22 protein-coding genes and 1 riboswitch are annotated in these 23,788 nt (G+C 54.4%); of the genes, 11 read left to right on the top strand and 11 right to left on the bottom strand.

What is annotated here, in order from left to right; all coding sequences use genetic code 11:
• Window position 1 precedes the first annotated feature (1 nt).
• From ftsL to leuO, 7 genes are all read right to left on the bottom strand, one after another.
• Window positions 2-367 (bottom strand): cell division protein FtsL, encoded by a 366-nt coding sequence (gene ftsL / locus B2Q93_RS20670; protein ID WP_040077176.1) that lies wholly within the window; start codon window positions 365-367, stop codon window positions 2-4.
• Complete coding sequence (rsmH, locus tag B2Q93_RS20665; protein WP_040077177.1) at window positions 364-1,305, bottom strand: 16S rRNA (cytosine(1402)-N(4))-methyltransferase RsmH; 942 nt, start codon at window positions 1,303-1,305, stop codon at window positions 364-366. Before rsmH ends, ftsL begins: the two co-directional genes overlap by 4 nt.
• 2 nt (window positions 1,306-1,307) lie before the next feature.
• On the bottom strand, window positions 1,308-1,766 hold the full coding sequence (gene mraZ, locus B2Q93_RS20660; RefSeq protein WP_040077178.1) for a division/cell wall cluster transcriptional repressor MraZ: 459 nt from the start codon (window positions 1,764-1,766) through the stop codon (window positions 1,308-1,310).
• 598 nt (window positions 1,767-2,364) lie between these two features.
• Window positions 2,365-3,369: a catabolite repressor/activator gene (gene cra / locus B2Q93_RS20655; protein WP_040077179.1), complete on the bottom strand. Its 1,005-nt coding sequence runs from the start codon at window positions 3,367-3,369 to the stop codon at window positions 2,365-2,367.
• A gap of 179 nt (window positions 3,370-3,548) precedes the next feature.
• Window positions 3,549-4,040 (bottom strand): acetolactate synthase small subunit, encoded by a 492-nt coding sequence (gene ilvN / locus B2Q93_RS20650; RefSeq protein WP_040077180.1) that lies wholly within the window; start codon window positions 4,038-4,040, stop codon window positions 3,549-3,551.
• Between the two features lies 1 nt (window position 4,041).
• Window positions 4,042-5,766, bottom strand: coding sequence for an acetolactate synthase 3 large subunit (gene ilvI, locus B2Q93_RS20645; protein WP_286934343.1), 1,725 nt, complete (start codon window positions 5,764-5,766; stop codon window positions 4,042-4,044).
• 382 nt (window positions 5,767-6,148) lie between these two features.
• Window positions 6,149-7,111 (bottom strand): transcriptional regulator LeuO, encoded by a 963-nt coding sequence (gene leuO / locus B2Q93_RS20640; RefSeq protein WP_046884991.1) that lies wholly within the window; start codon window positions 7,109-7,111, stop codon window positions 6,149-6,151.
• A 561-nt stretch (window positions 7,112-7,672) separates the two neighbouring features.
• On the opposite strand from leuO, the gene leuL reads away from it, so the two are divergent.
• The 6 genes from leuL to B2Q93_RS20615 all read left to right on the top strand — a co-directional run bounded on the left by leuL (window position 7,673) and on the right by B2Q93_RS20615 (window position 13,210).
• Window positions 7,673-7,813: a leu operon leader peptide gene (gene leuL, locus B2Q93_RS21300; protein WP_207292991.1), complete on the top strand. Its 141-nt coding sequence runs from the start codon at window positions 7,673-7,675 to the stop codon at window positions 7,811-7,813.
• Window positions 7,814-7,903: 90 nt separating this feature from the next.
• Window positions 7,904-9,475, top strand: a complete 1,572-nt coding sequence (gene leuA / locus B2Q93_RS20635; protein WP_040077183.1) for a 2-isopropylmalate synthase — start codon at window positions 7,904-7,906, stop codon at window positions 9,473-9,475.
• Window positions 9,475-10,566, top strand: coding sequence for a 3-isopropylmalate dehydrogenase (gene leuB / locus B2Q93_RS20630; protein ID WP_207292990.1), 1,092 nt, complete (start codon window positions 9,475-9,477; stop codon window positions 10,564-10,566). Before leuA ends, leuB begins: the two co-directional genes overlap by 1 nt.
• Window positions 10,567-10,568: 2 nt before the next feature.
• Window positions 10,569-11,969 carry a 3-isopropylmalate dehydratase large subunit gene (gene leuC / locus B2Q93_RS20625; RefSeq protein ID WP_207292989.1) on the top strand — a complete coding sequence of 467 codons (1,401 nt, stop codon included), beginning with the start codon at window positions 10,569-10,571 and terminating at the stop codon, window positions 11,967-11,969.
• 11 nt (window positions 11,970-11,980) lie between these two features.
• Window positions 11,981-12,586, top strand: coding sequence for a 3-isopropylmalate dehydratase small subunit (gene leuD / locus B2Q93_RS20620; RefSeq protein WP_046884994.1), 606 nt, complete (start codon window positions 11,981-11,983; stop codon window positions 12,584-12,586).
• A 351-nt stretch (window positions 12,587-12,937) separates the two neighbouring features.
• A complete protein-coding gene (locus tag B2Q93_RS20615; RefSeq protein WP_349679672.1) occupies window positions 12,938-13,210 on the top strand; it encodes a hypothetical protein in 273 nt (90 codons plus the stop codon).
• Window positions 13,211-13,397: 187 nt separating this feature from the next.
• Here the strand turns inward: B2Q93_RS20615 and B2Q93_RS20610 are convergent, their stop codons facing one another.
• The gene (locus tag B2Q93_RS20610; protein ID WP_040077189.1) at window positions 13,398-14,576 is read right to left on the bottom strand and encodes a sugar efflux transporter; all 1,179 of its coding nucleotides are present in this window, start codon (window positions 14,574-14,576) and stop codon (window positions 13,398-13,400) included.
• Between the two features lie 101 nt (window positions 14,577-14,677).
• The gene (gene sgrT, locus B2Q93_RS20605; protein ID WP_046884995.1) at window positions 14,678-14,830 is read right to left on the bottom strand and encodes a glucose uptake inhibitor SgrT; all 153 of its coding nucleotides are present in this window, start codon (window positions 14,828-14,830) and stop codon (window positions 14,678-14,680) included.
• Window positions 14,831-14,917: 87 nt separating this feature from the next.
• On the opposite strand from sgrT, the gene sgrR reads away from it, so the two are divergent.
• From sgrR to thiQ, 4 genes are all read left to right on the top strand, one after another.
• Window positions 14,918-16,573, top strand: a complete 1,656-nt coding sequence (sgrR, locus tag B2Q93_RS20600) for an HTH-type transcriptional regulator SgrR (protein WP_286783725.1) — start codon at window positions 14,918-14,920, stop codon at window positions 16,571-16,573.
• Window positions 16,574-16,609: 36 nt separating this feature from the next.
• A riboswitch (TPP riboswitch) is annotated at window positions 16,610-16,709 on the top strand.
• Between the two features lie 31 nt (window positions 16,710-16,740).
• A complete protein-coding gene (thiB, locus tag B2Q93_RS20595) occupies window positions 16,741-17,724 on the top strand; it encodes a thiamine ABC transporter substrate binding subunit (protein WP_046884997.1) in 984 nt (327 codons plus the stop codon).
• A complete protein-coding gene (gene thiP, locus B2Q93_RS20590) occupies window positions 17,700-19,310 on the top strand; it encodes a thiamine/thiamine pyrophosphate ABC transporter permease ThiP (protein ID WP_046884998.1) in 1,611 nt (536 codons plus the stop codon). Before thiB ends, thiP begins: the two co-directional genes overlap by 25 nt.
• Entirely contained in the window at window positions 19,294-19,995 is a 702-nt protein-coding gene (gene thiQ / locus B2Q93_RS20585) for a thiamine ABC transporter ATP-binding protein ThiQ (protein ID WP_046884999.1), read from the top strand. The genes thiP and thiQ overlap by 17 nt, the downstream gene beginning before the upstream one ends.
• Here thiQ and B2Q93_RS20580 read toward each other — a convergent pair.
• Entirely contained in the window at window positions 19,992-20,759 is a 768-nt protein-coding gene (locus B2Q93_RS20580) for a DedA family protein (RefSeq protein ID WP_046885000.1), read from the bottom strand. The genes thiQ and B2Q93_RS20580 overlap by 4 nt on opposite strands.
• Window positions 20,760-20,888: 129 nt before the next feature.
• Window positions 20,889-21,734 (bottom strand): arabinose operon transcriptional regulator AraC, encoded by an 846-nt coding sequence (gene araC / locus B2Q93_RS20575; RefSeq protein WP_046885001.1) that lies wholly within the window; start codon window positions 21,732-21,734, stop codon window positions 20,889-20,891.
• Between the two features lie 335 nt (window positions 21,735-22,069).
• On the opposite strand from araC, the gene araB reads away from it, so the two are divergent.
• Window positions 22,070-23,779 (top strand): ribulokinase, encoded by a 1,710-nt coding sequence (gene araB, locus B2Q93_RS20570; protein WP_212477239.1) that lies wholly within the window; start codon window positions 22,070-22,072, stop codon window positions 23,777-23,779.
• Window positions 23,780-23,788 lie beyond the last annotated feature (9 nt).

The following is a 23,788-nucleotide window of genomic DNA, read 5'->3' as shown; positions in this document are numbered from 1 at the left end:
CTTATTTTTGTACTACGATATTTTCCTGAGAAGGATCAACATGCTGCATCTGCAGCTTTTCCGTTGCGATCCGTTCAACCCGGCTATGATCGCCGAGCGCATTTTCTTCAAGAATCAAATTTCGCCACTCAATGTCCAGCGCATCACGTTCCAGTACCAGCTGTTCACGTTGCGCCGTTAACAAACGGGTGTGGTGTGCGGTGGTGACCACCGTTACGGCCGTTACGATAATGCAGATGAACAGGCAGAGTGGCAGTTTCCCAAATCGCAAAAGATCGTCACCGATCACGCCAGGCAAGGCATGGCGCTCGTTGCTTCCTAACGATCCCGTCACTTTGCTGAGGGTCTCTGTCACTCTGCTGATCATGCGTTCGTCCTTTCTGCAATGCGCAGTACTGAACTACGGGCACGTGGATTTTCAGCCACTTCTTCTTCGCCCGGCATTAACTTGCCTAGTGCACGCAACTGACGGCCGCCCAGTTTCCTGAGTTGCTCTTCAGTCATCGGTAACCCTGCCGGAACCTGCGGACCGCGGCTCTGTTCGCGCATAAAACGCTTCACAATGCGGTCTTCCAGCGAATGGAAACTGATGATTGAGAGCCGCCCTCCCGGGGCCAGCACGCCGAGCGAGCTTTTTAGCGCCTGCTCTATCTCTTCCAGTTCACTGTTTACCCAGATGCGCACCGCCTGGAATGTACGGGTCGCGGGGTGTTTGTATTTATCCTTCACCGGCATCGCCGCTGCGATAACTTCCGCCAGCTCTTTGGTACGGGTCATCGGCTCAATACGGTTACGCTCAACGATGGCGCGGGCAATGCGCTTACCAAAACGTTCTTCACCAAAGGTTTTGATCACCCAGGCGATATCCGCCTCTTCGGCCGTCAGCAACCATTCGGCGGCAGACTGTCCGCGCGTAGGATCCATACGCATGTCCAGCGGGCCATCGCGCATAAAGGAGAAGCCGCGCTCCGCGTCATCAAGCTGTGGTGAAGAGACGCCAAGATCGAGAAGAATACCGTCGATCTTACCGGTCAGATCGCGTTCAGCGACATAGTCAGCCAACGCAGAGAAAGGGCCATGTACGATGGAAAAGCGCGGATCATCGATGGTCTTCGCCACGGCAATAGCCTGCGGATCGCGATCGATTGCCAGTAAGCGACCTTCTGCTCCCAGTTGGGAGAGAATCAGACGCGAGTGACCGCCGCGACCAAATGTCCCATCAATATAAATGCCGTCAGGACGAATATTCAGGCCGTTTACGGCCTCGTCCAACAGCACCGTCGTATGTTTATAATTTTCCATCATTTTTATAGAGACAAATCCTGCAATCGATCCGTTAACATCGCGGAATCGGACTGCTCAGCGTCGATATCATCCTTGACCTGTTGATACCAGGTCGTTTCGTCCCACAGTTCAAACTTGTTGAACTGTCCGACCAGCATCACTTCTTTCGTCAGACCAGCATGTTGCCGCAGTACCGGGGCGATCAATAATCGGCCCGCACTGTCCATCTGACATTCACTCGCATGCCCCAACAACAAACGCTGCACGCGGCGTTCCTGTGGATTCATGCTCGACAGTCGAGACAGCTTTTGCTCAATGATTTCCCATTCAGGCAAGGGGTAAAGCAGCAGGCAGGAGTGGTTGATGTCAATGGTGCACACCATTTGACCAGAAGCGCTCTCGTTCAGCTCATCACGATATCGGGTTGGTACCGATAAACGCCCTTTGCTGTCGAGATTGACTAACGTCGCTCCACGGAACATGCCAGCCTCACCCCCTCAATACCACTTTAACCCACAAAATCCCACCCGAAGGAGTTTACGGAGCGAGGGAAAACCTTGTCAAGCCAGGACTTCCGCCATACCAGACTAAATACGCCAAGTTTACGGACGTAACCTGACCCGGCTAATAACTGAACAACCGGCGAGGCAAATTAACGTTATGAATATTTGTAAGAAAAAATCGAATAAACATAGTGGCGTTAAAGATCACTTCTCTCATCGCAAGGAAATATAAAGTGTCAGTTTGCGACGCGGGCAGCATTTTAAGACATATTGCAGGGGGATAACAGCGCCAGTTACACGGCTATGTGTCGCAGCTTGCCGCGGTACTGCGCCGGGGAGGTTCGGATGGGAAAAAATGGCTGATAATTCAGCACCGCGCTTCAGGAATGTTACAAAATAATACAACCTGGTAAACGAATAACATTGAAATAAGCAGGAAACTGACAAATTTAAATGTTCGAGTAATTGAAGAAGGGAGCTGGCCTTTTTTTAAAGAATTATCCTAAAAAAAATATGGCCATTATTTTTAGAGTATTTAAGCAAAATAACAGGGCAGCCCACCTGCCCTGTCAGGCTATTACACGCGGCTGAGTACACCACGGCGATAAAGATTACGCCGAATACGGGTTAATCCCGGTTTAGGTTTGCGCGGCTCATCCAGGCTTGCCAGCACGATTTCCAGTACTCGTTCCGCCACATCACGGTGGCGCTGGGCAACGGCCAGTACCGGGCACTGCAGGAAATCGAGCAGTTCATTATCCCCAAAGGTGGCGATAGCCAGATCCGAGGGTAATTTGCCTTCACGACGCAGCGTCACGTCCATCACCCCCTGCAACAGAGCAAAAGAGGTGGTAAAGAGCGCCTGCGGCATCTCGTGCGTCTCTAGCCACTTCTCAAAAAGCTGCGCAGAGGCTTCACGTTCATAGCTATTGGCATAGAGGAACTCCACTTTGCGCGGATCGTCTTTCCATGCGGTCCGGAAGCCCTGTTCACGCAGGTAGCTGACGGATAGCTCTGGCAACGCACCCAGATAGAGGACTTTTTCCGCCGGGAAGGTACGCAGCTCTGCCGCCAGCATTTCGGCGTCGTCCTGATCCGCTCCCACAACGCTGGTGAAATGTTCGCGATCCAGCGCACGGTCCAGAGCGACAATCGGCAACGGATCGTTAGCCCAACGCTGATAAAAAGGGTGCTCCGGCGGAAGAGAGGTTGAAACAATGATCGCATCAACCTGACGCTGCAGCAGATGATCGATACAGCGCATTTCGTTATCAGGCTGATCTTCCGAGCAGGCGATAAGCAGCTGATAGCCACGCTGGCGCGCCTGACGTTCCAGATAATTTGCAATACGGGTGTAGCTGGTGTTTTCCAGATCCGGAATGACCAGACCTATTGAACGGGTGCGTCCGGCGCGCAAACCCGCCGCTACGGCATTCGGATGGTAGTTATGTTCACGAACCACTGCCATGACTTTCTCAACGGTCTTATCGCTCACACGATACTGCTTCGCTTTACCGTTAATCACATAGCTTGCCGTAGTTCGTGACACGCCGGCGAGCCGGGCGATTTCATCCAGTTTCACAATTGCCCCTCAAAAAAAATAAAAGAGTCCATGACCTCAACAGGGTTATGGCTAAATCTTTTAACATCTAAGCGCAGAAAAGAGTGTGCGGCAACCGCTTTTGTCTGCACAAAGGTGCAGGCCACAAAAAAAAGCCCGGTTATGAAGACCGGGCATGTTCGAGAGAGGCTCGTTGAGACTTAGCGCATCACTTTATCGCCGCGGGATAACCCTACGACGCCAGAGCGAGCCACTTCAACGATTTTTGCCACATCCCTTACCGACGCGAGGAAAGCATCAAGCTTGTCGCTGGTACCCGCAAGCTGCACGGTATAAATAGACGGAGTAACATCAATGATCTGCCCGCGGAAAATCTCCGCGTTACGTTTCACCTCTTCACGCCCGTAACCGGTGGCCTGAACTTTTACCAGCATGATTTCCCGTTCAACATGGGCCCCCTGCCCCAGCTCGCTCACGCGCAGTACATCCACCAGCTTATGCAATTGCTTTTCGATCTGCTCCAGCACTTTGGCATCGCCTACGGTCTGAATGGTCATCCGCGAGAGGGTAGGATCGTCGGTGGGCGCCACGGTAAGGCTTTCAATATTGTAGCCGCGCTGTGCGAAAAGCCCGATGACTCGCGATAAGGCCCCAGACTCGTTTTCCAGTAAGACAGATAATATCCGGCGCATATCAGGTTCTCTCCGTTTTGCTTAACCACATTTCATCCATTCCGCCTCCGCGAATGTGCATCGGATAGACGTGTTCAGTGCCGTCTACGATCACATCGACAAACACCAGGCGATTGTTTTTCACCTGTTCAAGCGCTTGCGCGAGCTTCGCTTCCAGCTCTGCCGGATCGGAAACCCGGATCCCAACGTGGCCATAGGCTTCTGCCAGACGAACGAAATCAGGCAGTGACTTCATATATGAATGAGAGTGGCGGCCCGAGTAGATCATGTCCTGCCACTGCTTCACCATCCCCAGATAGCCATTGTTAAGGTTTAACACCAGCACCGGAAGGTCATATTGCAGCGCCGTGGAGAGCTCCTGAATATTCATCTGGATACTGCCATCACCCGTCACGCAAACGACGGTTTCCGCTGGCAGCGCCATCTTCACACCCAGCGCGGCGGGCAGGCCAAAGCCCATGGTTCCCAGACCGCCAGAGTTAATCCAGCGGCGAGGTTTATCAAACGGATAGTAGAGTGCCGCAAACATCTGGTGCTGACCCACGTCTGAGGTGACATAAGCATCGCCGTTTGTCAGACGCCAGATCGTTTCGATTACCGCCTGCGGTTTGATGTGCTCGCTTTGCGTGTCGTATTTCAGACACTGACGCGTACGCCACTGTTCGATCTGCAGCCACCAGTCACGTATGTCGTCGAGCGGCTGCGTGGTTGTCTCCTGCGGCAGTAGCTCCAGCATCTGCAGCAGCACCTGGCGCGCATCGCCCACAATCGGAACGTCCGCCGCGACGGTTTTAGAGATCGAGGTGGGATCGATATCGATATGCAGTACGGTCGCGTTCGGACAATATTTCGCGAGGTTATTGGTGGTGCGATCATCAAAGCGAACCCCGACGGCGAAAATCACATCGGAGTTGTGCATCGTCATGTTGGCTTCATAGGTGCCGTGCATGCCAAGCATCCCCAACGCCTGACGATGGGTGGCCGGAAATGCCCCTAATCCCATCAGTGAAGAGGCTATCGGCAGGTTGAGCTTTTCAATCAGCTCACGCAACGGCTCTTCACAATGGGCATTAATGGCCCCGCCACCGACATAGACAACCGGTTTTTTCGCCGCCAGCAGCGTTTGCAGGGCGCGCTTAATCTGCCCTTTGTGTCCCTGGGTTGTCGGATTATAAGAGCGCATACTGACCGAATCAGGCCAGACGTACGGCAGCTTATTCGCCGGGTTGAGGATATCTTTTGGCAGATCCACCACGACCGGGCCAGGACGGCCGCTGGCCGCCAGCCAGAATGCCTTTTTCAGCACGCCCGGAATGTCTTCCGTCTGTTTCACCAGGAAGCTGTGCTTGACCACCGGCCGGGAGATCCCAACCATGTCACACTCCTGAAAGGCGTCATAACCTATCAGCGATGTCGCGACCTGACCGGAGAGGATCACCAGCGGGATAGAGTCCATATAGGCGGTAGCAATCCCGGTAATGGCATTGGTTGCCCCAGGGCCAGAAGTGACAAGCACCACGCCCACTTCGCCGGTCGCGCGCGCCAGTCCATCAGCCATATGCACCGCCGCCTGCTCGTGGCGCACCAGCACGTGGTCAATACCGCCAACGGTATGTAGTGCATCGTAAATATCGAGGACTGCGCCCCCAGGATAACCGAACACTTGCTTTACGCCCTGATCGATTAACGACCGGACGACCATTTCGGCGCCAGACAACATCTCCATGCTTTGCCTCCAGGCATCACGTTACAGACGGACAGCAGAGATCATTTCTGCTCCATCTTTATTGACCAGGGTGACCCCAGTCATTTTTATTGTGCAGAGTGACAGTTAACATAACCGCTTGCCCTCAGGCAGGCAATTCGCGCTCCCCCGAAGGGGATAGCCTAAGAAAGTAGAATCAAGGGGTATAAGGTTGAGTTATGGATAAATATACTGCCAGCAGGAAATGCACCGACCAATAATCACATAAACTGGAAGCGTCACAGAAATTCATCCATTTTTGTGACAAAGAAGGCGAGGTAAAAAAATGGCTGACAGTATAAAATTTCATAACGATTAAAAAATGCAGGATAAACAACAAATATGGTGCTTATCCTGTGATGTTTTAGCGATGACAGACATTCACTAATAACTCTTCCATCCACTGATGACCTTTATCGCGCCCCGCCGCTTCATGCCAGGAGAGATAACAGGTCCGCGTATTCAACTGCAGAGGCAACGCCTGAATACGTAAGCTCAGCGGTTCGGCAAATTTCTCAGCCAGCCAGCGCGGAGCGATAGCGACCAGATGTGTTTGCGACACAATATTTAATACACTAACCATTGCCATGCCCTGATAAGCAACGCTGGCTTGTTTATCCGGCGTGTCATACCACGGCTGACTGAAGGAGGCATATCTGTCCAGGGCAACAACGGCGTGCTGCTCATTATAAATATCGCTTTCATGCAGCGTGCCATGCAGACGCGGATGTTTTTTACTGGATACCAGAACCATTTCATCTTTGAATAAAGGCACGCAGGAGAATTCCGGGCGACGAAACTCTTCATAACCAATAACAAACTCCGTCTCCTGATAACGCAGTTGATGTTCCGTGTTTTGATTGAGAGAGGATTTGAAGACAAGTTGAATATTGGGGGCGATCTCACCCACTTTATTATAAATAATCGAGGTTAAATAATTATCCAGCGGGCTGCATACACAGAGATGGAAAATACGCTCGCTAACTAACGGCTCAAAACCGGAACCCGGTAGTTCATTTTGCACCAGTTGCAGCGCTTGTCGCACCGAAGCGAACAGCTGGTACGCGCGGGCGGTGGGCTGAATCCCTCTGCCATACCTTACAAATAATTCATCATTAAACATGACCTTAAGTCTTGCAACCGCATTACTTACTGCCGGTTGCGACATCCCCAGGGCGTGTGCCGCCCGGGTAATATTTTGCTCCTGCATTACCGCATCAAAGACGGTAAGCAGATTAAGATCCACGGTACGCAACTGAGGTTTAGTATTCTCATTCTGCGGTGCTTTTTCACTATTTTCGTCACACATATCCATCTTCACTGTCATGCTAAGCTCCTTTTACTTGTGCGCAATAATAAGCTGACAAAATATGATTTATCACGCATATAAAACAAGCAAAAGAGAAATATATAAATTTCAGAAAACATCAAGCTCTGTCACAAGCGATAAAAAGGAGCTCTATACCTTAAAAAGGGAGTTACCTCGTCAAAACATACTAAATAGTTTAGTAATCCAATGAAATCATAATCCCTATAAATATACAATATGGCATCTAATTAAGGATTATTTAAGCCACTATTAATTGTTAACAACTTTCTAGAGGTAATCATTAACAATGAATTATCAACCTTATCACTTTATTCTTCATCACAAAAAAAGAGCCTAAACAACCTTCTGATTCAAAAGGCAATAAAGAATATTACCGATATGTCGCAAAATCTGTACAAATGCAAACAAACATCTTCTTTTAATTCCAGCGATGAATATGCAAATTAATCGCAGAGCATTTAAATTGTCTTCAACGAAAAAAGCAGCACAATTAGCTCATTTCATCTTTGGCTGTCTGCCCCCTCGTCCGCCCTTTTCACCCTTGCGGGGTTGACATCAATGCGCGTATCCAGTACCACTAAAAGCATATCGCATTTAACCGAGGCTAGATTCATGATCCGCAGCATTCGTTTCACCGGTCTACTACTACTAAACGCATCCATTGTGCGCGGTAGACTGGCGGACGAAATTCAGCGTTGAATCGTCTCTGGTAAACAAAAAACCCGCGCCACTGCGCGGGTTTTTTTATGCTCGTAGCAAGGCGCCCAAATACAGACAAGGACCTAACCCATGAGCCAGCAAGTCATTATTTTCGATACGACCTTACGTGATGGTGAACAGGCATTACAGGCCAGCCTGAGTGTTAAAGAAAAACTGCAGATTGCTCTGGCCCTCGAACGTATGGGCGTAGATGTTATGGAAGTGGGTTTCCCGGTCTCCTCACCGGGTGATTTTGAATCTGTACAGACCATCGCCCGCACGATCAAAAACAGCCGGGTTTGTGGTCTGGCGCGCTGTGTCGAAAAGGATATCGACGTCGCTGCCGAGTCGCTGAAAGTGGCCGAAGCTTTCCGTATCCATACCTTTATCGCCACCTCGCCAATGCACATTGCGACCAAATTGCGTAGTACGCTGGACGAAGTGATTGAGCGCTCCATCTATATGGTAAAACGCGCCCGTAATTACACTGATGACGTGGAATTCTCATGCGAAGACGCGGGCCGCACCCCAATTGCTGACCTGGCGCGCGTCGTCGAAGCCGCCATCAGCGCAGGCGCAACCACCATCAATATCCCGGATACCGTCGGCTATACCATGCCGTTCGAGTTCTCCAATATCATCACCGGGCTGTATGAGCGTGTGCCTAACATCGACAAAGCCATCATCTCTGTGCATACCCACGACGACCTGGGCCTGGCCGTAGGTAACGCCATTGCCGCCGTCCACGCGGGTGCCCGCCAGGTTGAAGGCGCGATGAACGGTATCGGCGAGCGTGCCGGTAACTGTTCACTGGAAGAGGTCATCATGGCCATCAAGGTGCGCAAAGACATCATGAATGTGCACACCCGCATCAATCACAACGAAATCTGGCGTACCAGCCAGACGGTCAGCCAGATCTGCAACATGCCGATCCCGGCGAACAAAGCCATCGTCGGCACCGGCGCCTTTGCCCACTCATCGGGCATTCACCAGGATGGCGTGCTGAAAAATCGCGAAAACTACGAAATCATGACCCCGGAATCCATCGGGCTGAATCAAGTGCAGTTGAACCTGACCTCCCGTTCCGGCCGTGCGGCGGTGAAACACCGTATGGAAGAGATGGGTTACAAAGAGGCCGACTACAACATGGATCAGCTGTATGACGCGTTCCTGAAGCTGGCGGATAAAAAAGGTCAGGTATTCGATTACGATCTGGAAGCTTTGGCGTTTATTAATAAGCAGCAAGAGGAACCAGAGCACTTCCGTCTGGATTACTTCAGCGTGCAGTCGGGCTCCAGCGATATTGCCACCGCCTCCGTCAAACTGGCCTGTGGTGAAGAAGTGAAAGCCGAAGCGGCTAACGGAAACGGCCCGGTCGATGCGATCTATCAGGCCATCAACCGCATCACCGACTATGACATTGAGCTGGTGAAATACGGTTTAAGCGCCAAAGGTCACGGCAAAGATGCGCTGGGTCAGGTAGACATCGTGGTCAACTACAACGGCCGTCGCTTCCACGGCGTAGGTCTGGCGACCGATATCGTCGAATCCTCCGCGAAGGCGATGGTGCATGTCCTGAACAACATCTGGCGCGCCGCTGAGGTCGAGAAAGAGTTACAACGCAAAGCTCAGAATAAAGAGAACAATAAGGAAACCGTGTAATGTCGAAGAATTACCATATTGCTGTGTTACCGGGTGATGGAATTGGCCCCGAAGTTATGGCACAGGCGCTGAAAGTACTGGAAGCGATTCGCACCCGTTTTGCGATGAAAATTACCACCAGCCACTATGATGTGGGCGGTATCGCCATTGATAATCACGGTACGCCGTTGCCACAGGCCACGGTCACCGGCTGTGAAAACGCCGATGCCGTTCTGTTCGGCTCCGTGGGCGGCCCAAAATGGGAGCATCTCCCTCCTGCCGGGCAGCCTGAGCGTGGTGCTCTGCTGCCGCTGCGTAAGCATTTCAAATTATTCAGTAACCTGCGTCCGGCCAAACTCTATCAGGGCCTGGAAGAGTTCTGCCCACTGCGCGCCGACATCGCCGCCAACGGTTTCGATATCCTTTGCGTACGTGAATTGACGGGCGGGATCTACTTCGGCCAGCCGAAAGGCCGCGAAGGCAGCGGTCAGCATGAAAAAGCCTTTGATACCGAGGTCTATCATCGCTTTGAGATCGAGCGTATTGCCCGCATCGCCTTTGAATCTGCACGCAAGCGCCGCCACAAAGTGACCTCAATTGATAAAGCTAACGTCCTGCAATCCTCCATTCTGTGGCGTGAAATCGTGAACGAAATCGCTCAGGAATATCCGGACGTTGAGCTGTCACATATGTACATCGACAACGCGACCATGCAGTTGATCAAAGACCCGTCTCAGTTTGACGTACTGCTCTGTTCGAATCTGTTCGGCGATATTTTGTCTGACGAGTGCGCCATGATCACCGGCTCGATGGGTATGCTGCCCTCTGCCAGCCTGAACGAAGAAGGTTTTGGCCTGTATGAGCCTGCTGGTGGCTCGGCGCCGGATATCGCGGGTAAAAACATCGCTAACCCTATTGCGCAGATCCTCTCCCTGGCGCTGCTGTTACGCTACAGCCTGGATGCTAACGATGCGGCAACCGCCATTGAAAATGCCATTAACCGCGCCTTAGAAGAGGGGGTGCGGACAGGCGATTTAGCCCGCGGTAACGCGGCAGTCAGTACCGAAGAAATGGGCGATATCATTGCCCGCTATGTCGCTGAAGGGGTGTAATCATGGCGAAGACGTTGTACGAAAAAATTTATGATGCTCACGTGGTTTACGAAGCGCAGAACGAAACCCCGCTGCTCTATATCGATCGCCATCTGGTACATGAAGTGACCTCACCACAGGCGTTTGACGGTCTGCGTGCTCATCATCGTCCAGTGCGCCAGCCGGGTAAAACCTTCGCGACCATGGATCATAACGTTTCCACCCAGACGAAAGACATCAACGCGTCCGGTGAGATGGCGCGGATTCAGATGCAGGAGCTGATCAAAAACTGCAACGAGTTTGGCGTAGAGCTCTATGACCTGAACCACCCTTACCAGGGTATCGTGCACGTGATGGGCCCTGAACAGGGCATCACCCTGCCGGGGATGACCATTGTCTGCGGCGATTCCCACACCGCCACCCACGGCGCATTTGGCGCGTTAGCATTCGGTATCGGCACCTCTGAGGTCGAACATGTTCTGGCGACCCAGACCCTGAAGCAAGGGCGCGCGAAGACCATGAAGATTGAGGTAAAAGGTCAGGCCGCCCCAGGTATTACCGCAAAAGATATTGTCCTTGCGATCATCGGTAAAACCGGCAGCGCTGGCGGCACCGGTCACGTGGTGGAGTTCTGCGGCGATGCCATCCAGGCGTTGAGCATGGAAGGACGTATGACCCTGTGCAACATGGCTATCGAAATGGGTGCCAAAGCGGGCCTGGTCGCACCGGATCAAACCACCTTTGACTATGTGAAAGGGCGTCTGCATGCGCCAAAAGGCCAGCATTATGACGAGGCGGTTGCCTACTGGAAGACGCTGAAGACTGATGACGGCGCCACCTTCGATACCGTGGTAACTCTGCAGGCCGAAGAGATCGCGCCGCAGGTCACCTGGGGGACTAACCCGGGGCAAGTTATCTCCGTGAACGACGCGGTTCCGGATCCCACCTCCTTTGCCGATCCGGTTGAACGCGCTAGCGCCGAGAAAGCGCTGGCCTATATGGGCTTACAGCCGGGCGTACCCTTAACTGAGGTGACGATCGATAAGGTGTTTATCGGCTCCTGCACCAACTCGCGCATCGAAGATTTACGCGCCGCGGCAGAGATCGCCAAAGGCCGCAAAGTGGCACCGGGCGTTCAGGCGCTGGTCGTCCCTGGCTCTGGCCCGGTGAAAGCGCAGGCGGAGGAAGAGGGTCTGGATAAGATCTTTATCGACGCCGGCTTTGAATGGCGTCTGCCTGGCTGCTCTATGTGTCTGGCCATGAACAACGACCGTCTTAACCCAGGTGAACGCTGCGCCTCTACCAGCAACCGTAATTTCGAAGGCCGTCAGGGTCGCGGTGGACGCACGCACCTGGTCAGCCCGGCCATGGCAGCGGCCGCCGCCGTTACCGGCCATTTCGCCGACATCCGCAACCTGAAATAAGGAAGACAATCATGGCAGAGAAATTTACCCAGCATACGGGCCTGGTTGTCCCTCTGGACGCGGCCAACGTCGACACCGACGCCATCATTCCAAAGCAGTTTTTACAGAAGGTGACCCGCACCGGCTTTGGCGCGCACCTGTTTAACGACTGGCGTTTCCTCGATGACAAAGGCGAAGTACCGAACCCGGAATTTGTGCTGAACTTTCCGGAGTTCAAAGGGGCTTCCATCCTGCTGGCTCGCGAAAACTTTGGCTGCGGCTCCTCGCGTGAGCACGCGCCATGGGCATTGACCGATTACGGTTTCAAAGTGGTTATCGCCCCCAGCTTTGCCGACATCTTTTATGGCAACAGTTTTAACAACCAGCTGTTGCCGGTGACCCTGAGCGATGCGCAGGTAGACGAGATGTTTGCGCTGGTGAAAGCGCAGCCGGGGATCACCTTTGAGGTGGACCTGGAAGCTCAGGTGGTGAAGGCGGGCGAAAAGTCTTACAGCTTTAAGATTGATGATTTCCGCCGCCACTGCATGCTCAATGGCCTGGACAGCATCGGCCTGACGTTACAGCATGAAGAGGCAATCTCCGCCTACGAGAACAAACAGCCTGCGTTTATGGGCTAAAAAACAGGCCCGCGTCTGGCGGGCCTGTTTTCCCTTACCTGTTTTTCCTTCCCTGTATTACCTTTCCCTTTAATAAAATATAAATAAATAATAATTATCAAAATAAAATAATCATTATTTCCGCATATAAATAACGCCATTCCGACCTCATAATAAATAATAAAACCAAATTCAAAGCGCCTTATTTAATGATCAAAATCAACAGGGTCCAATATTAATAACACTTATACTTGGCGGACATGATAATTTGCAAGGAGCACTACCATGAATAAACGTCGTTTTGTCGCCATCGTATTATCGACTCTGCTTTTAGCCGGTTGCGGAATGAGTCCGGCCGTAACAGAGAAAGAGATGAAAGATGCCGCGTCATTTGCCCTGAATGTCGACGCCAGCAAGGTACCCATCTCAAATGTGGACAAAAAAGGGGTTAAAACCAATTTCGTCGCCACCGTCAATAACACGGCCCACCGTTGCTACGTAACCAAAGTCGGCGCGGCAAAATTATATGGCGTGATTCCATTAGGCGCTGAGGATACGGTATCCGATGCGATTTGTGCCGGCACTAATAACGGCACCAGTAATACCACATGTGATGCGCTTTCCAGGAAAGCCGGTCGTTGTTAATAAAAGAGTCAAGGCTAGTGGAGATATTTCCCCCCTCCGCTAGCCTCACACCCTGCATAGGTTTCAACAATAATAACGGCTCGTCGTTTTTTACCGTTAAATACTCTACTTACTCACGGTTCTTCATTATTCCCTTAATAAGAACCGCCATCCTGTTTTTATTCTTTCCCGAACCGCTTAATCACGGTCAGACATCTTTCACCCGGGAGGTGATCGCTAAGGTCACCACCGAGATAGCCGCAATCGTCCAGTAAACCGCTGCATGTCCGTAGCTCTGGGCCAGAGCGCCCTGAATCATCCCCGCCAGAATCACCCCCGTAGAGATGCTGTTTGTGAACAGGGTGGTGGCCGAGCCCGCCCGGCCGGGCATCAAATCCTGGAACCAAAGCATCCCTATCCCGGCAACGATCCCGATAAAAATGGCATTAAACAGCTGGAGCGCCAGCAGCGCCTCACGGCTATGAAACAGAATTAACCCCACGTAAAACATCACCCCCGCCGCCACGGCAAGGGTCATCATTCGGCGTTTACCGAAGCGTTTTACGTAATATCCCGCCAGGATCATGGCCGGGATCTCAAGCCCCGCGGCCGTGCCCATCAAAATACCCGCCAGCTTATCCGGCAACCCCAGATCGCTGCTGATCCACAAAGGCATATCAATGATATACATGGTGTTACAGGTCCACATCAGCGTCGAGGCGATAAACAGCAGGCGGACATTTTTGTTATGCCAGCCGCTCACCTGGGTCACCGGGGTATCCACTGTCTGCTCTACCCGTGCGACAGAGGGCAGCGCAAAGGCGATAAGCCCCAGACTGATGGCGAAGATTGCCGCCGCGATGGAAAACATGGCGGTAAAGCCGTAATTGAGGGCCAGCATAAAGGCCAGCGGCGGGCCGATTACCCACGCCAGCGAGAGCTGAGCACGCATCACCGAGCTGAACATCACCACTTCCCGCGCGGAGTTGTCGGCGTATTCACGGGCCAGGGCAAAGAGCTGTGGCATGGCGGTGTTCGCCAGCGCCGCCAGCAGAACCCCGCAGGTAAGCAAAGTCATGTAATGGCGGTTAAATGCAAACAGCAGTGCGTTAGCAATGGCCATGGCGCAGCAGAAGAGGATCAATTTACGCCGGTCGCCCTGGCTGTCGGAGCGCTTCGCCAGCCACAGGCTGACCAGAATCCCGGCGATGGCATTGACCGTGTAGAACAACCCTACCCAGAAAGGTTGCGCCCCGACTTCACGACTCAGGAACAGGCTTAAGGTCGGAGCCTGCAGCGCGCCGGCAACGCCCATCATAAACGCCACTATCATAAACGCGGCATAGACACCGTTGAGGCGGCGACCCATCGTCATTAACCAGAGCATGACCCTATCCTTAAGCGCAAAAGAAATGAAAAAAGCCAGCAGATAATAACTGCTGGCGTGGTGATTAGCACCAATACTCAGTCACACATGATCGAGGCGAGTCAGCGTTCAGAAGTCGGCGTTGTAACGTCCCACTGCATCAACTCTTCCAGTATTTTGAACCGTTGTGCTTCACACTGGCGGGCCAGCCAGGACACTCCCTTTGTCGCGGCAAAGTACTGTTGGAAAAACTGACGTGCGGTCGACTTCCTCATATTCACCTCCTCGCTTCATCGAAGAGAATTATTGGCTTAATATAGGGATTAATAAATTGCTGATTTTTTGTCAGGAGTTCCTCTTTTATGGCCTCTGGTCGCCTGCAACAACAATTCATCCGCCTGTGGCAATGCTGTGAAGGCCAGACCCAGGACACTACCCTCAGTGAACTCGCCGCGCTGCTTAACTGTTCGCGCCGCCATATGCGTACCCTGCTCAATACGATGCAGCAGCAGGGCTGGCTGAACTGGGAGGCCGAAGCCGGACGCGGTAAACGCTCGCGCCTCACTTTTTTGTATACCGGCCTGGCGCTGCAGCAACAGCGGGCCGAAGACCTGCTGGAGCAGGATCGGATCGATCAACTGGTGCAGTTAGTCGGCGATAAAGCCGCGGTGCGACAGATGCTGGTTTCTCATCTGGGCCGCAGTTTCCGCCAGGGGAAGCATATCCTGCGCGTCCTCTACTATCGGCCAATGAAAAACCTGTTGCCGGGTAGCGCATTACGTCGATCCGAGACCCATATGGCGCGGCAAATCTTCAGCGGGCTAACCCGCATAAATGAGGAAAACGGGGAACTGGAAGCCGATATCGCGCATCACTGGCAGCAGATTGCCCCCCTTCACTGGCGCTTTTTTTTACGGCCCGGCATCCATTTTCATCATGGCCGTGAACTGGAGATGAGCGACGTGATTGCCTCGCTCGAGCGCGCCAGAATGTTGCCGCTCTATTCCCACATCGTTAGCGTTCAGTCTCCTACCGCGTGGACGCTGGATATTCACCTCTCTGAACCAGACCGCTGGCTGCCGTGGCTGCTGGGTTACGTCCCCTCAATGATTCTGCCGCGTGAATGGGAATCGATGCCTAAGTTTGCCAGCCAACCCGTGGGGACAGGCCCCTATGCGGTGGTGCGCAATAACAATAATCAGTTAAAGATTCAGGCCTTTGACGATTACTTTGGCTATCGCGCGCTGATCGATGAAGTAAACGTCTGGGTATTACCCGATATCAGTGAAGAGCTGAGTCCAGGGCTGACGCTTGAGGGGCCGACCGAAGGGGAGAAAGCGGTAGAGAGCCGTCTGGAAGAGGGGTGCTATTACCTGCTCTTCGACGCGCGATCCCGACGCGGTGCCAGCCAGGAGGTCCGTCAGTGGATCAGCCAGATCCTCTCTCCCGCTAAATTGATCTATCAGGCGGAAGCGCAGTACCAGACTTACTGGTTCCCCGCCTGGGGCTTGCTGCCTCGCTGGCACCATGCCCGGCCGGGATGTGGCGAAAAACCTGCAGGTCTTGAGAGCATTACCCTGACCTACTACCGTGAACACGTTGAACACCGGGTCATCGGCAGAATGATGAGCGCTATGCTGGCCGCCGAAGGGGTAAAACTGGAAATAGTGGAAGTGGATTATGACGAGTGGCATCGCGGCGATATCGTCAGCGATATCTGGCTAAATAGCGTGAACTTTACTCTGCCGCTCGATTTCTCGCTCTTCTCACACCTGTATGAGGTCCCGCTGCTGCAAAACTGCATTCCCCGAGACTGGCAGCAAGACGCCGCCGAGTGGCGGGCGGGTGAGATGAACCTCGCGGTGTGGTGCCAGCAACTATTGGCACAGCAAGCGATGGTACCGCTTATTCACCACTGGCTGATGATTCAGGGTCAGCGCAGTATGCGTGGTCTGCGGATGAACACGCTCGGCTGGTTTGACTTTAAATCGGCGTGGTTTGCGCCGCCGGAGCCATAACACTTTCGTAATATTCACCAAATCATTACAATACTGCCGTTCTCAACGGGGTGCTGCGCGAAAGCGTGTGCTGAGAAAATACCCGTCGAACCTGATCCGGATAACGCCGGCGAAGGGATTTGAGGCTGTCACTCAAAATCCTTTGCCACTCAACATTGAGGTGCAAAGTGTTAAAAAAAGCTCTTCCCCTGCTGGCCCTGCTGGCCCTGCCTGCTTTCGCGAAACCCGTGCTGACGGTCTATACCTACGACTCCTTCGCCGCTGACTGGGGCCCTGGCCCGGTGGTCAAAAAAGCCTTTGAAGCCGATTGCAATTGTGAACTGAAGTTCGTGGCGCTGGAGGATGGGGTTTCCCTGCTCAACCGGCTGCGCATGGAAGGTAAAAATAGCAAAGCCGACGTCGTGCTGGGGCTGGATAACAACCTGCTCAATGCGGCCACCCAGACCGAATTGTTTGCCAAAAGTAATGTCCCGAACGATGCAGTAACTGTGCCGGGTGGCTGGAAAAATGACACCTTTGTGCCTTTCGATTATGGTTACTTCGCCTTCGTTTACGACAAAACCAAACTGCAAAACCCACCGAAGAGCCTGAAAGAGCTGGTTGAAAGCGATCAAAAATGGCGCGTGATCTATGAAGATCCCCGCACCAGCACGCCGGGTCTCGGCCTGCTGCTGTGGATGCAGAAAGTCTATGGCGATAAAACCCCGGAAGCCTGGCAAAAACTGGCTGCCAAAACGGTGACCGTCACTAAAGGCTGGAGCGAAGCGTACGGGCTCTTCCTGAAAGGAGAAGGGGACCTGGTGCTGAGCTATACCACCTCCCCGGCCTATCACATCATCGAAGAGAAAAAAGAGAACTATGCTGCCGCTGACTTTGCAGAAGGACACTACCTGCAGGTGGAAGTGGCTGCCCGCACCGCAGCCAGCAAACAGCCAGAACTGGCAGAGCAGTTCCTGAAGTTTATGGTCTCGCCGGCCTTCCAGAAGGCAATCCCGACCGGTAACTGGATGTACCCGGTGACCGATGTTGCGCTGCCTGAGGGCTTTAATAGCCTGGTCAAACCGAAAAATACGCTGGAGTTCACCCCGCAACAGGTTGCGGATAAGCGTGCTGGCTGGGTAAGTGAATGGCAACGCGCCGTCAGCCGTTAATCGCGGGCTGGCTCATACCGGGGCTGACGGCCGCCACGCTGTTGGTGGCTGTCGCTCTGGGCGCCTTTCTGTCGCTGTGGTTCAGTGCGCCCGACGCCGACGTCTCTGCGCTGTGGCACGACAGTTATTTATGGCACGTCGTACGCTTCTCATTCTGGCAGGCCTTTTTGTCAGCCCTGCTCTCCGTCGCGCCCGCCATTTTGCTGGCGCGTGCGCTGTATCGCCGTCGTTTTCCCGGCAGGCAAGCCCTGCTGCGCCTGTGCGCCATGACGCTGATACTGCCCGTGCTGGTCGCCGTGTTTGGCATACTCAGCGTCTATGGCCGTCAGGGCTGGCTGGCCCAAATTTGTGCAGCGATCGGGCTGAACTGGCGCTTCTCTCCCTATGGCCTGCAGGGGATCTTACTGGCCCACGTCTTCTTTAATTTGCCTATGGCCACCCGCCTGCTCTTACAGGCGCTGGAGAACATTCCTGGCGAGCAACGCCAGCTCGCCGCGCAGCTCAATATGCGCGGCTGGTCCTTCTTCCGCTTTGTTGAATGGCCATGGCTACGCCGCCAGATCCTCCCTACTGCCGCGCTAATCTTTATGCTCTGCTTCGCCAGTTTTGCCACTGTGCTCTCACTCGGCGGCGGGCCGCAGGCTACCACCATTGAGCTGGCTATCTACCAGGCCCTGAGCTATGACTATGATCCTGGCCGGGCGGCGCTGCTGGCAATCATTCAGATGGTCTGTTGTCTGGCTCTGGTCTTACTGAGCCAGCGTCTGGGCAAAGCCCTCGCCGTAGGCACAAGTCAGATCAGCGGCTGGCGCGATCCCCAGGACAGCCTGCGTAGCCGTCTGACAGACGCTATGCTGATTACGCTGGCACTGCTGCTGCTGTTGCCGCCGCTACTGGCGGTCGTGGTGGATGGTCTTAACGGGAATCTTTTGAGCGTGCTGCAACAGCCGGTACTCTGGCAGGCGTTAACGACCTCGCTACGCATTGCCGCAGGCGCCGGCCTGCTCTGCGTGATCCTGACCATGATGCTCCTCTGGAGCAGCCGTGAGCTCTATGCCCGGCAGGCCACTGCCGCAGGACAGCTGCTGGATTTGAGCGGCATGCTGATTCTGGCGATGCCCGGCATCGTTCTGGCGACCGGCTTTTTCCTGCTGTTTACCCGCACCGTCGGGCTGCCCGCTTTGGCGGACGGCATTGTCATTTTTACCAATGCGCTGATGGCCATCCCTTATGCCCTTAAGGTTCTGGAAAACCCGATGCGCGACCTCAGCGCCCGCTATACGCTGCTTTGCGGATCATTAGGGATGCAGGGGTGGCAACGGCTAAAGGTGGTGGAACTGCGCGCCCTGAAACGCCCACTGGCGCAGGCGCTGGCCTTTGCCTGCGTACTCTCGATTGGTGATTTTGGGGTGGTGGCGCTGTTTGGCAATGACGATTTCCGCACCCTGCCGTTCTGGCTCTATCAGCAGATTGGCTCCTATCGCAGCCAGGACGGAGCCGTTACGGCGCTTCTGCTCCTGATGCTCTGCTTTGCCTTGTTTACCGTTATTGAAAAACTTCCGGGGCGTGATGCTAAAACTGACTGATGTGACCTGGCTTTACCAGCACCTGCCGATGCGTTTTACTCTTTCTGTGCCGCAGGGAGAGTCGGTTGCCATCCTAGGCCCAAGCGGTGCGGGGAAAAGCACCCTGCTCAATCTGATCGCCGGTTTTCTGCAGCCCGCCAGCGGGACAATCTTGATAGAAAACCGGGATCACACATGGACGCCCCCTTCCCGGCGCCCGGTGTCGATGCTGTTCCAGGAAAACAACCTTTTTACCCACCTGAGCGTTCGGCAGAACATCGGGCTGGGGATGCACCCTGGCCTGAAGCTCAATGGCGATCAACAGCGCAAGCTCGCGGCCATCGCCGGCCAGATGGGCATCAGCGATCTGTTGGACAGGTTGCCAGGAGAGCTCTCCGGGGGCCAGCGCCAGCGTGCCGCGCTGGCGCGCTGCCTGGTGCGAGAACAGCCGATATTACTGCTGGACGAACCCTTTTCCGCCCTCGATCCTGCTCTGCGTCAGGAGATGCTATTGCTGGTCAAAGAGGTCTGCGAGCGTCAGCAGCTCACCATGTTGATGGTGTCGCATAGCGTGGAAGATGCGGCCCGCATCGCCAGACGTTCGGTAGTCGTGGCTGACGGGCGTATCGCCTGGGACGGTGAGACCCGCGTGCTGCTTAGCGGCGACGCCAGCGCCTCGCATCTGCTGGGCATTGCGCGCGGTTAACGGCTCACGACCTTCAACAGAATCTCACCATAGACGGGCATCAGCGGGTGGCGAATAAGCGCCACCAGCGCCACCACCGCCACGCCCAGCAGCAGGGGTGCCAGCCACAGTAATCGCGATCGCGGCAGCCAGGCGCTCAGCTTATCGACGTTAGCCCGGGTGCTGCGCCAAAGACGCCAACAGAGCCAGGCCGCCAGCCAAAGCAGCAATGCCGTTGCCAGCAGTAACCACTTAAAGCCGCCGCTATCCTGACCTGCAGGAATATCGATAGCCGCTCCGGCCAGAATGCCAGGCAAGAAGTAGAATGGCGGCCAGAAGAGGCAGCCAATGATATTTGGCACAATGAATTTTTTGATCGGCAGATCGAGCATGCCAGCCACCATGGGCACCAGCGGACGCGTCGGGCCAACAAAACGTCCCACCAGAATCGTAAACATGCTGTGTTGATGCAGGGCATGCTCGGTTTTATCCAGCAGCGCTTTGTTCTTTTTCATGAAAGACCAGCGATGCAGCGGCTTTTTGAAACGCCAGCCCAGCCAGAACGAGATCCAGTCGCCCAGCAGACAACCGATAATGCCCGCCAGCCAGGCCTGCCAGAAATTAACCTCGCCGCTACCTATCAGAGCGCCAAGACCAGCCATCATCACCGTACCGGGGAGGATCAGCCCGACCAGCGCCAGCGATTCCAGAAAAGCCACCAGCGCAACGGCAATGAGGGAGTAAGTAACGGACTGGGTGATGAAGTGTTCCAGCAATGCCTGCATAACTTTTCCGGTCAGATAACGAAGCAGGGATTCTGCGAAGAGCCGCCTGCTGCGTCAAGACATCAATTGTCTGAATAGTTTACCGGGTGTGAACAGACTTGCGCCATGTCGTTTATCTTTTTTTACGCTTTATTCACAACCTGCCCGGAATTCGCTGGGGCTGGCGCCGGTGCATTTCTTAAAGACGCGAGAAAAATAGAGCTGATCCTCAAACCCGACATTGCGCCCGACGCTGGCGATCGGCATGCGGGTGGTGCTGAGCAGCAGCTTGGCCTGGCTGATACGCTGATCTTCGCGCCAGCTCAACACGCTCACCCCCAACTGCTGGCGGAACAGATGCGAGAGGCGTGACGGCGACAGGCAGACATGCTGGGCTACGCTGGCAATATCAAACTGGCTGTCCGCCAGATGATCGCTAATGTACTGGCAGGCATCGCGCACCCGGTGATCCAGCGGCGGGTTAAGGGATTCATTGATGGCTTCCATACGTCTGAGCAGCAGTTGCTCCAGCAGGTTAATTGCCAGCAGCTCGGCATAACGCCCTCCCGCCTGCCCTGCCTCGATGATCTGCGCAAACAGTTCACGAAACAGCGGTTGATGCACCTCGTCCGGGCGATAGAAACCGGTGTGGGCAAACATGGATGGCCAGCTCAGCCACTCTTGCCAGTAAGCGCGCGGACGGAAGTAGACCCACTGGTGATACCACTCGCTGGCATCCGGATGACGACCATAGTGGTGAACCTCCCCGGGAGGAAAGAGGAGGATGTCGCCCGGACGGCAGACAAAGGTCTGATCCTGATTTTTAATCACGCCTTCGCCACGCACCGTCAGGTTCAGGATATAGCCCTTCATACCCAGCGGGCGATCGATATAAAAATCGAGATATCCCTCTGCCTCAATAGGGGTCAGCCCCGCCACCAAATGCGCGTTGAACGAATAGCCTGGCAGTAAGGGATCGTTTTGCGTTTCAGCCATAAATTCAATACTCCTGGCAGAGGGTAAGGAAACCAATTGTCCATATCTACAGAGCCGACCTGAAAAAAGGCGTCTGAAAGCCGTGAACGGGATGACTTCTCGTTAAGGTACGGCGCTTTAGCGTACTGCGTCACATTTTCGCCGTATCAGAGGCCGATAATCAGTAACAAAAGTGTCTATAACTACGGCAGAAATGTCCACATTGAATATTTGCACAGCGTCACACTTTCCACAGGCATAGCAAAATTATCCATAAGATTAGCGAATCCTGCCTGACGATTTTTCCCCCCACTCTCTAATGTTCTTCCATACCTGTATTTTGATGGAGCAGCACCATGGCAATTGCAATTGGCCTCGATTTTGGCAGTGACTCGGTACGCGCCCTGGCAGTGGAGTGCACAACCGGTCAGGAGATAGCGACAAGCGTGGAGTGGTATCCGCGCTGGCAAGAGGGGCGTTATTGCGATGCGCCGAACAACCAGTTTCGTCATCACCCCCGTGACTACATCGAGTCGATGGAAGCGGCGATCAAAACCGTACTCGCCGGGCTGAGTGCGGACCAGCGTAGCCAGATTGTGGGCATTGGCGTGGACAGCACCGGCTCGACCCCCGCCCCCATTGATGCCGACGGCCACGTTCTGGCGCTGCGCCCTGAATTTGCCGATAACCCGAATGCTATGTTCGTGCTCTGGAAAGACCATACCGCAGTTGAAGAAGCCGAGGCCATCACCCGTTTGTGCCATCAGCCGGGTAAGAGCGATTACTCACGTTATATCGGCGGTATTTATTCCAGCGAGTGGTTCTGGGCCAAAATCCTGCACGTGACCCGCCAGGATCCCCGCGTTGCCCAGACAGCAGTGTCGTGGATCGAGTTATGCGACTGGGTTCCGGCCCTGCTGTCTGGCACCACCCGCCCGCAGGATATTCGCCGCGGCCGCTGTAGCGCCGGGCACAAATCCTTGTGGCACGAAAGCTGGGGCGGTCTGCCACCCGCGACCTTCTTTGACGAGCTCGATCCCATCATCAATCAGCATCTCGACTACCCGCTGTTTACCGATACCTGGACCGCAGACGTGCCAGTAGGCAACCTCTGCGCCGAGTGGGCTGAACGTCTTGGTCTGCCAGAAACCGTAGCGATCGCCGGCGGCGCGTTTGACTGCCATATGGGTGCCGTGGGCGCAGGTGCGCAGCCAAACACCCTGGTGAAAGTCATCGGCACTTCGACCTGCGACATCCTGACCGCCGATAAAGCCAGCGTCGGCGAGCGTGCGGTAAAAGGTATTTGCGGCCAGGTTGATGGCAGCGTCGTCCCCGATTTTATCGGCCTGGAAGCAGGTCAGTCGGCGTTTGGCGATATCTATGCCTGGTTTGGCCGCGTGCTGGGCTGGCCGCTGGATCAACTGGCAGCGACCCATCCGGAACTGAAAACGCAGATTGCCGAGAGTAAAAAACAGCTGCTGGTGCAGCTCACCGATGCCTGGGCGAAAAATCCCTCCCTGGAGCATCTGCCGGTGGTGCTCGACTGGTTTAACGGCCGCCGTACCCCCTTCGCTAACCAGCGCCTGAAAGGGGTGATTACCGATCTTAACCTGGCGACAGATGCGCCGGCGCTGTTTGGCGGTCTGATTGCCGCTACCGCCTTTGGCGCACGCGCCATTATGGAGTGTTTCACGGAGCAAGGAATTGCCGTCAACAACGTGATGGCGCTGGGCGGTATTGCCCGTAAGAATCCGGTGATCATGCAGGCCTGCTGCGACGTGCTGAATCGCCCGCTGCAGATTGTCGCCTCCGATCAGTGCTGCGCGCTCGGTGCCGCCATCTTTGCCGCCGTGGCCGCTGGGGTCCATGCCGATATTCCTGCTGCGCAGCAGCATATGGCCAGCGCCGTGGAAAACACCCTTCAGCCGCGTACCGCCCAGGCGCAACGCTTTGAACAACTTTATCAGCGCTACCAGCAGTGGGCGAAAAGCGCTGAGCTTCACTATCTCCCTGTCGCCGCACCGGCAAAAAACAGCCCGGAATCCACGGCAACCCTGACACATTAAGGACACGAT

The sequence above is a fragment of the Leclercia sp. UBA5958 genome (assembly GCF_002430365.1).
In the GTDB taxonomy this organism is placed as follows: Bacteria; Pseudomonadota; Gammaproteobacteria; order Enterobacterales; family Enterobacteriaceae; genus Enterobacter; species Enterobacter pneumoniae.
Note: the sequence above shows the minus strand (reverse complement) of the source record. Positions and strands in the feature narration are given on the sequence as shown.

Bases quoted from the DNA above. Each gene is read 5' to 3' on its own strand.
- ftsL (WP_040077176.1), bottom strand. From the start codon at position 367: ATGATCAGCAGAGTGACAGAGACCCTCAGCAAAGTGACGGGATCGTTA.
- rsmH (WP_040077177.1), bottom strand. From the start codon at position 1,305: ATGATGGAAAATTATAAACATACGACGGTGCTGTTGGACGAGGCCGTA.
- mraZ (WP_040077178.1), bottom strand. From the start codon at position 1,766: ATGTTCCGTGGAGCGACGTTAGTCAATCTCGACAGCAAAGGGCGTTTA.
- ilvN (WP_040077180.1), bottom strand. From the start codon at position 4,040: ATGCGCCGGATATTATCTGTCTTACTGGAAAACGAGTCTGGGGCCTTA.
- ilvI (WP_286934343.1), bottom strand. From the start codon at position 5,766: ATGGAGATGTTGTCTGGCGCCGAAATGGTCGTCCGGTCGTTAATCGAT.
- leuO (WP_046884991.1), bottom strand. From the start codon at position 7,111: ATGACAGTGAAGATGGATATGTGTGACGAAAATAGTGAAAAAGCACCG.
- leuL (WP_207292991.1), top strand. From the start codon at position 7,673: ATGCGCGTATCCAGTACCACTAAAAGCATATCGCATTTAACCGAGGCT.
- leuA (WP_040077183.1), top strand. From the start codon at position 7,904: ATGAGCCAGCAAGTCATTATTTTCGATACGACCTTACGTGATGGTGAA.
- leuB (WP_207292990.1), top strand. From the start codon at position 9,475: ATGTCGAAGAATTACCATATTGCTGTGTTACCGGGTGATGGAATTGGC.
- leuC (WP_207292989.1), top strand. From the start codon at position 10,569: ATGGCGAAGACGTTGTACGAAAAAATTTATGATGCTCACGTGGTTTAC.
- leuD (WP_046884994.1), top strand. From the start codon at position 11,981: ATGGCAGAGAAATTTACCCAGCATACGGGCCTGGTTGTCCCTCTGGAC.
- B2Q93_RS20615 (WP_349679672.1), top strand. From the start codon at position 12,938: ATGAAAGATGCCGCGTCATTTGCCCTGAATGTCGACGCCAGCAAGGTA.
- B2Q93_RS20610 (WP_040077189.1), bottom strand. From the start codon at position 14,576: ATGCTCTGGTTAATGACGATGGGTCGCCGCCTCAACGGTGTCTATGCC.
- sgrT (WP_046884995.1), bottom strand. From the start codon at position 14,830: ATGAGGAAGTCGACCGCACGTCAGTTTTTCCAACAGTACTTTGCCGCG.
- sgrR (WP_286783725.1), top strand. From the start codon at position 14,918: ATGGCCTCTGGTCGCCTGCAACAACAATTCATCCGCCTGTGGCAATGC.
- thiP (WP_046884998.1), top strand. From the start codon at position 17,700: ATGGCAACGCGCCGTCAGCCGTTAATCGCGGGCTGGCTCATACCGGGG.
- thiQ (WP_046884999.1), top strand. From the start codon at position 19,294: ATGCTAAAACTGACTGATGTGACCTGGCTTTACCAGCACCTGCCGATG.
- B2Q93_RS20580 (WP_046885000.1), bottom strand. From the start codon at position 20,759: ATGCAGGCATTGCTGGAACACTTCATCACCCAGTCCGTTACTTACTCC.
- araC (WP_046885001.1), bottom strand. From the start codon at position 21,734: ATGGCTGAAACGCAAAACGATCCCTTACTGCCAGGCTATTCGTTCAAC.
- araB (WP_212477239.1), top strand. From the start codon at position 22,070: ATGGCAATTGCAATTGGCCTCGATTTTGGCAGTGACTCGGTACGCGCC.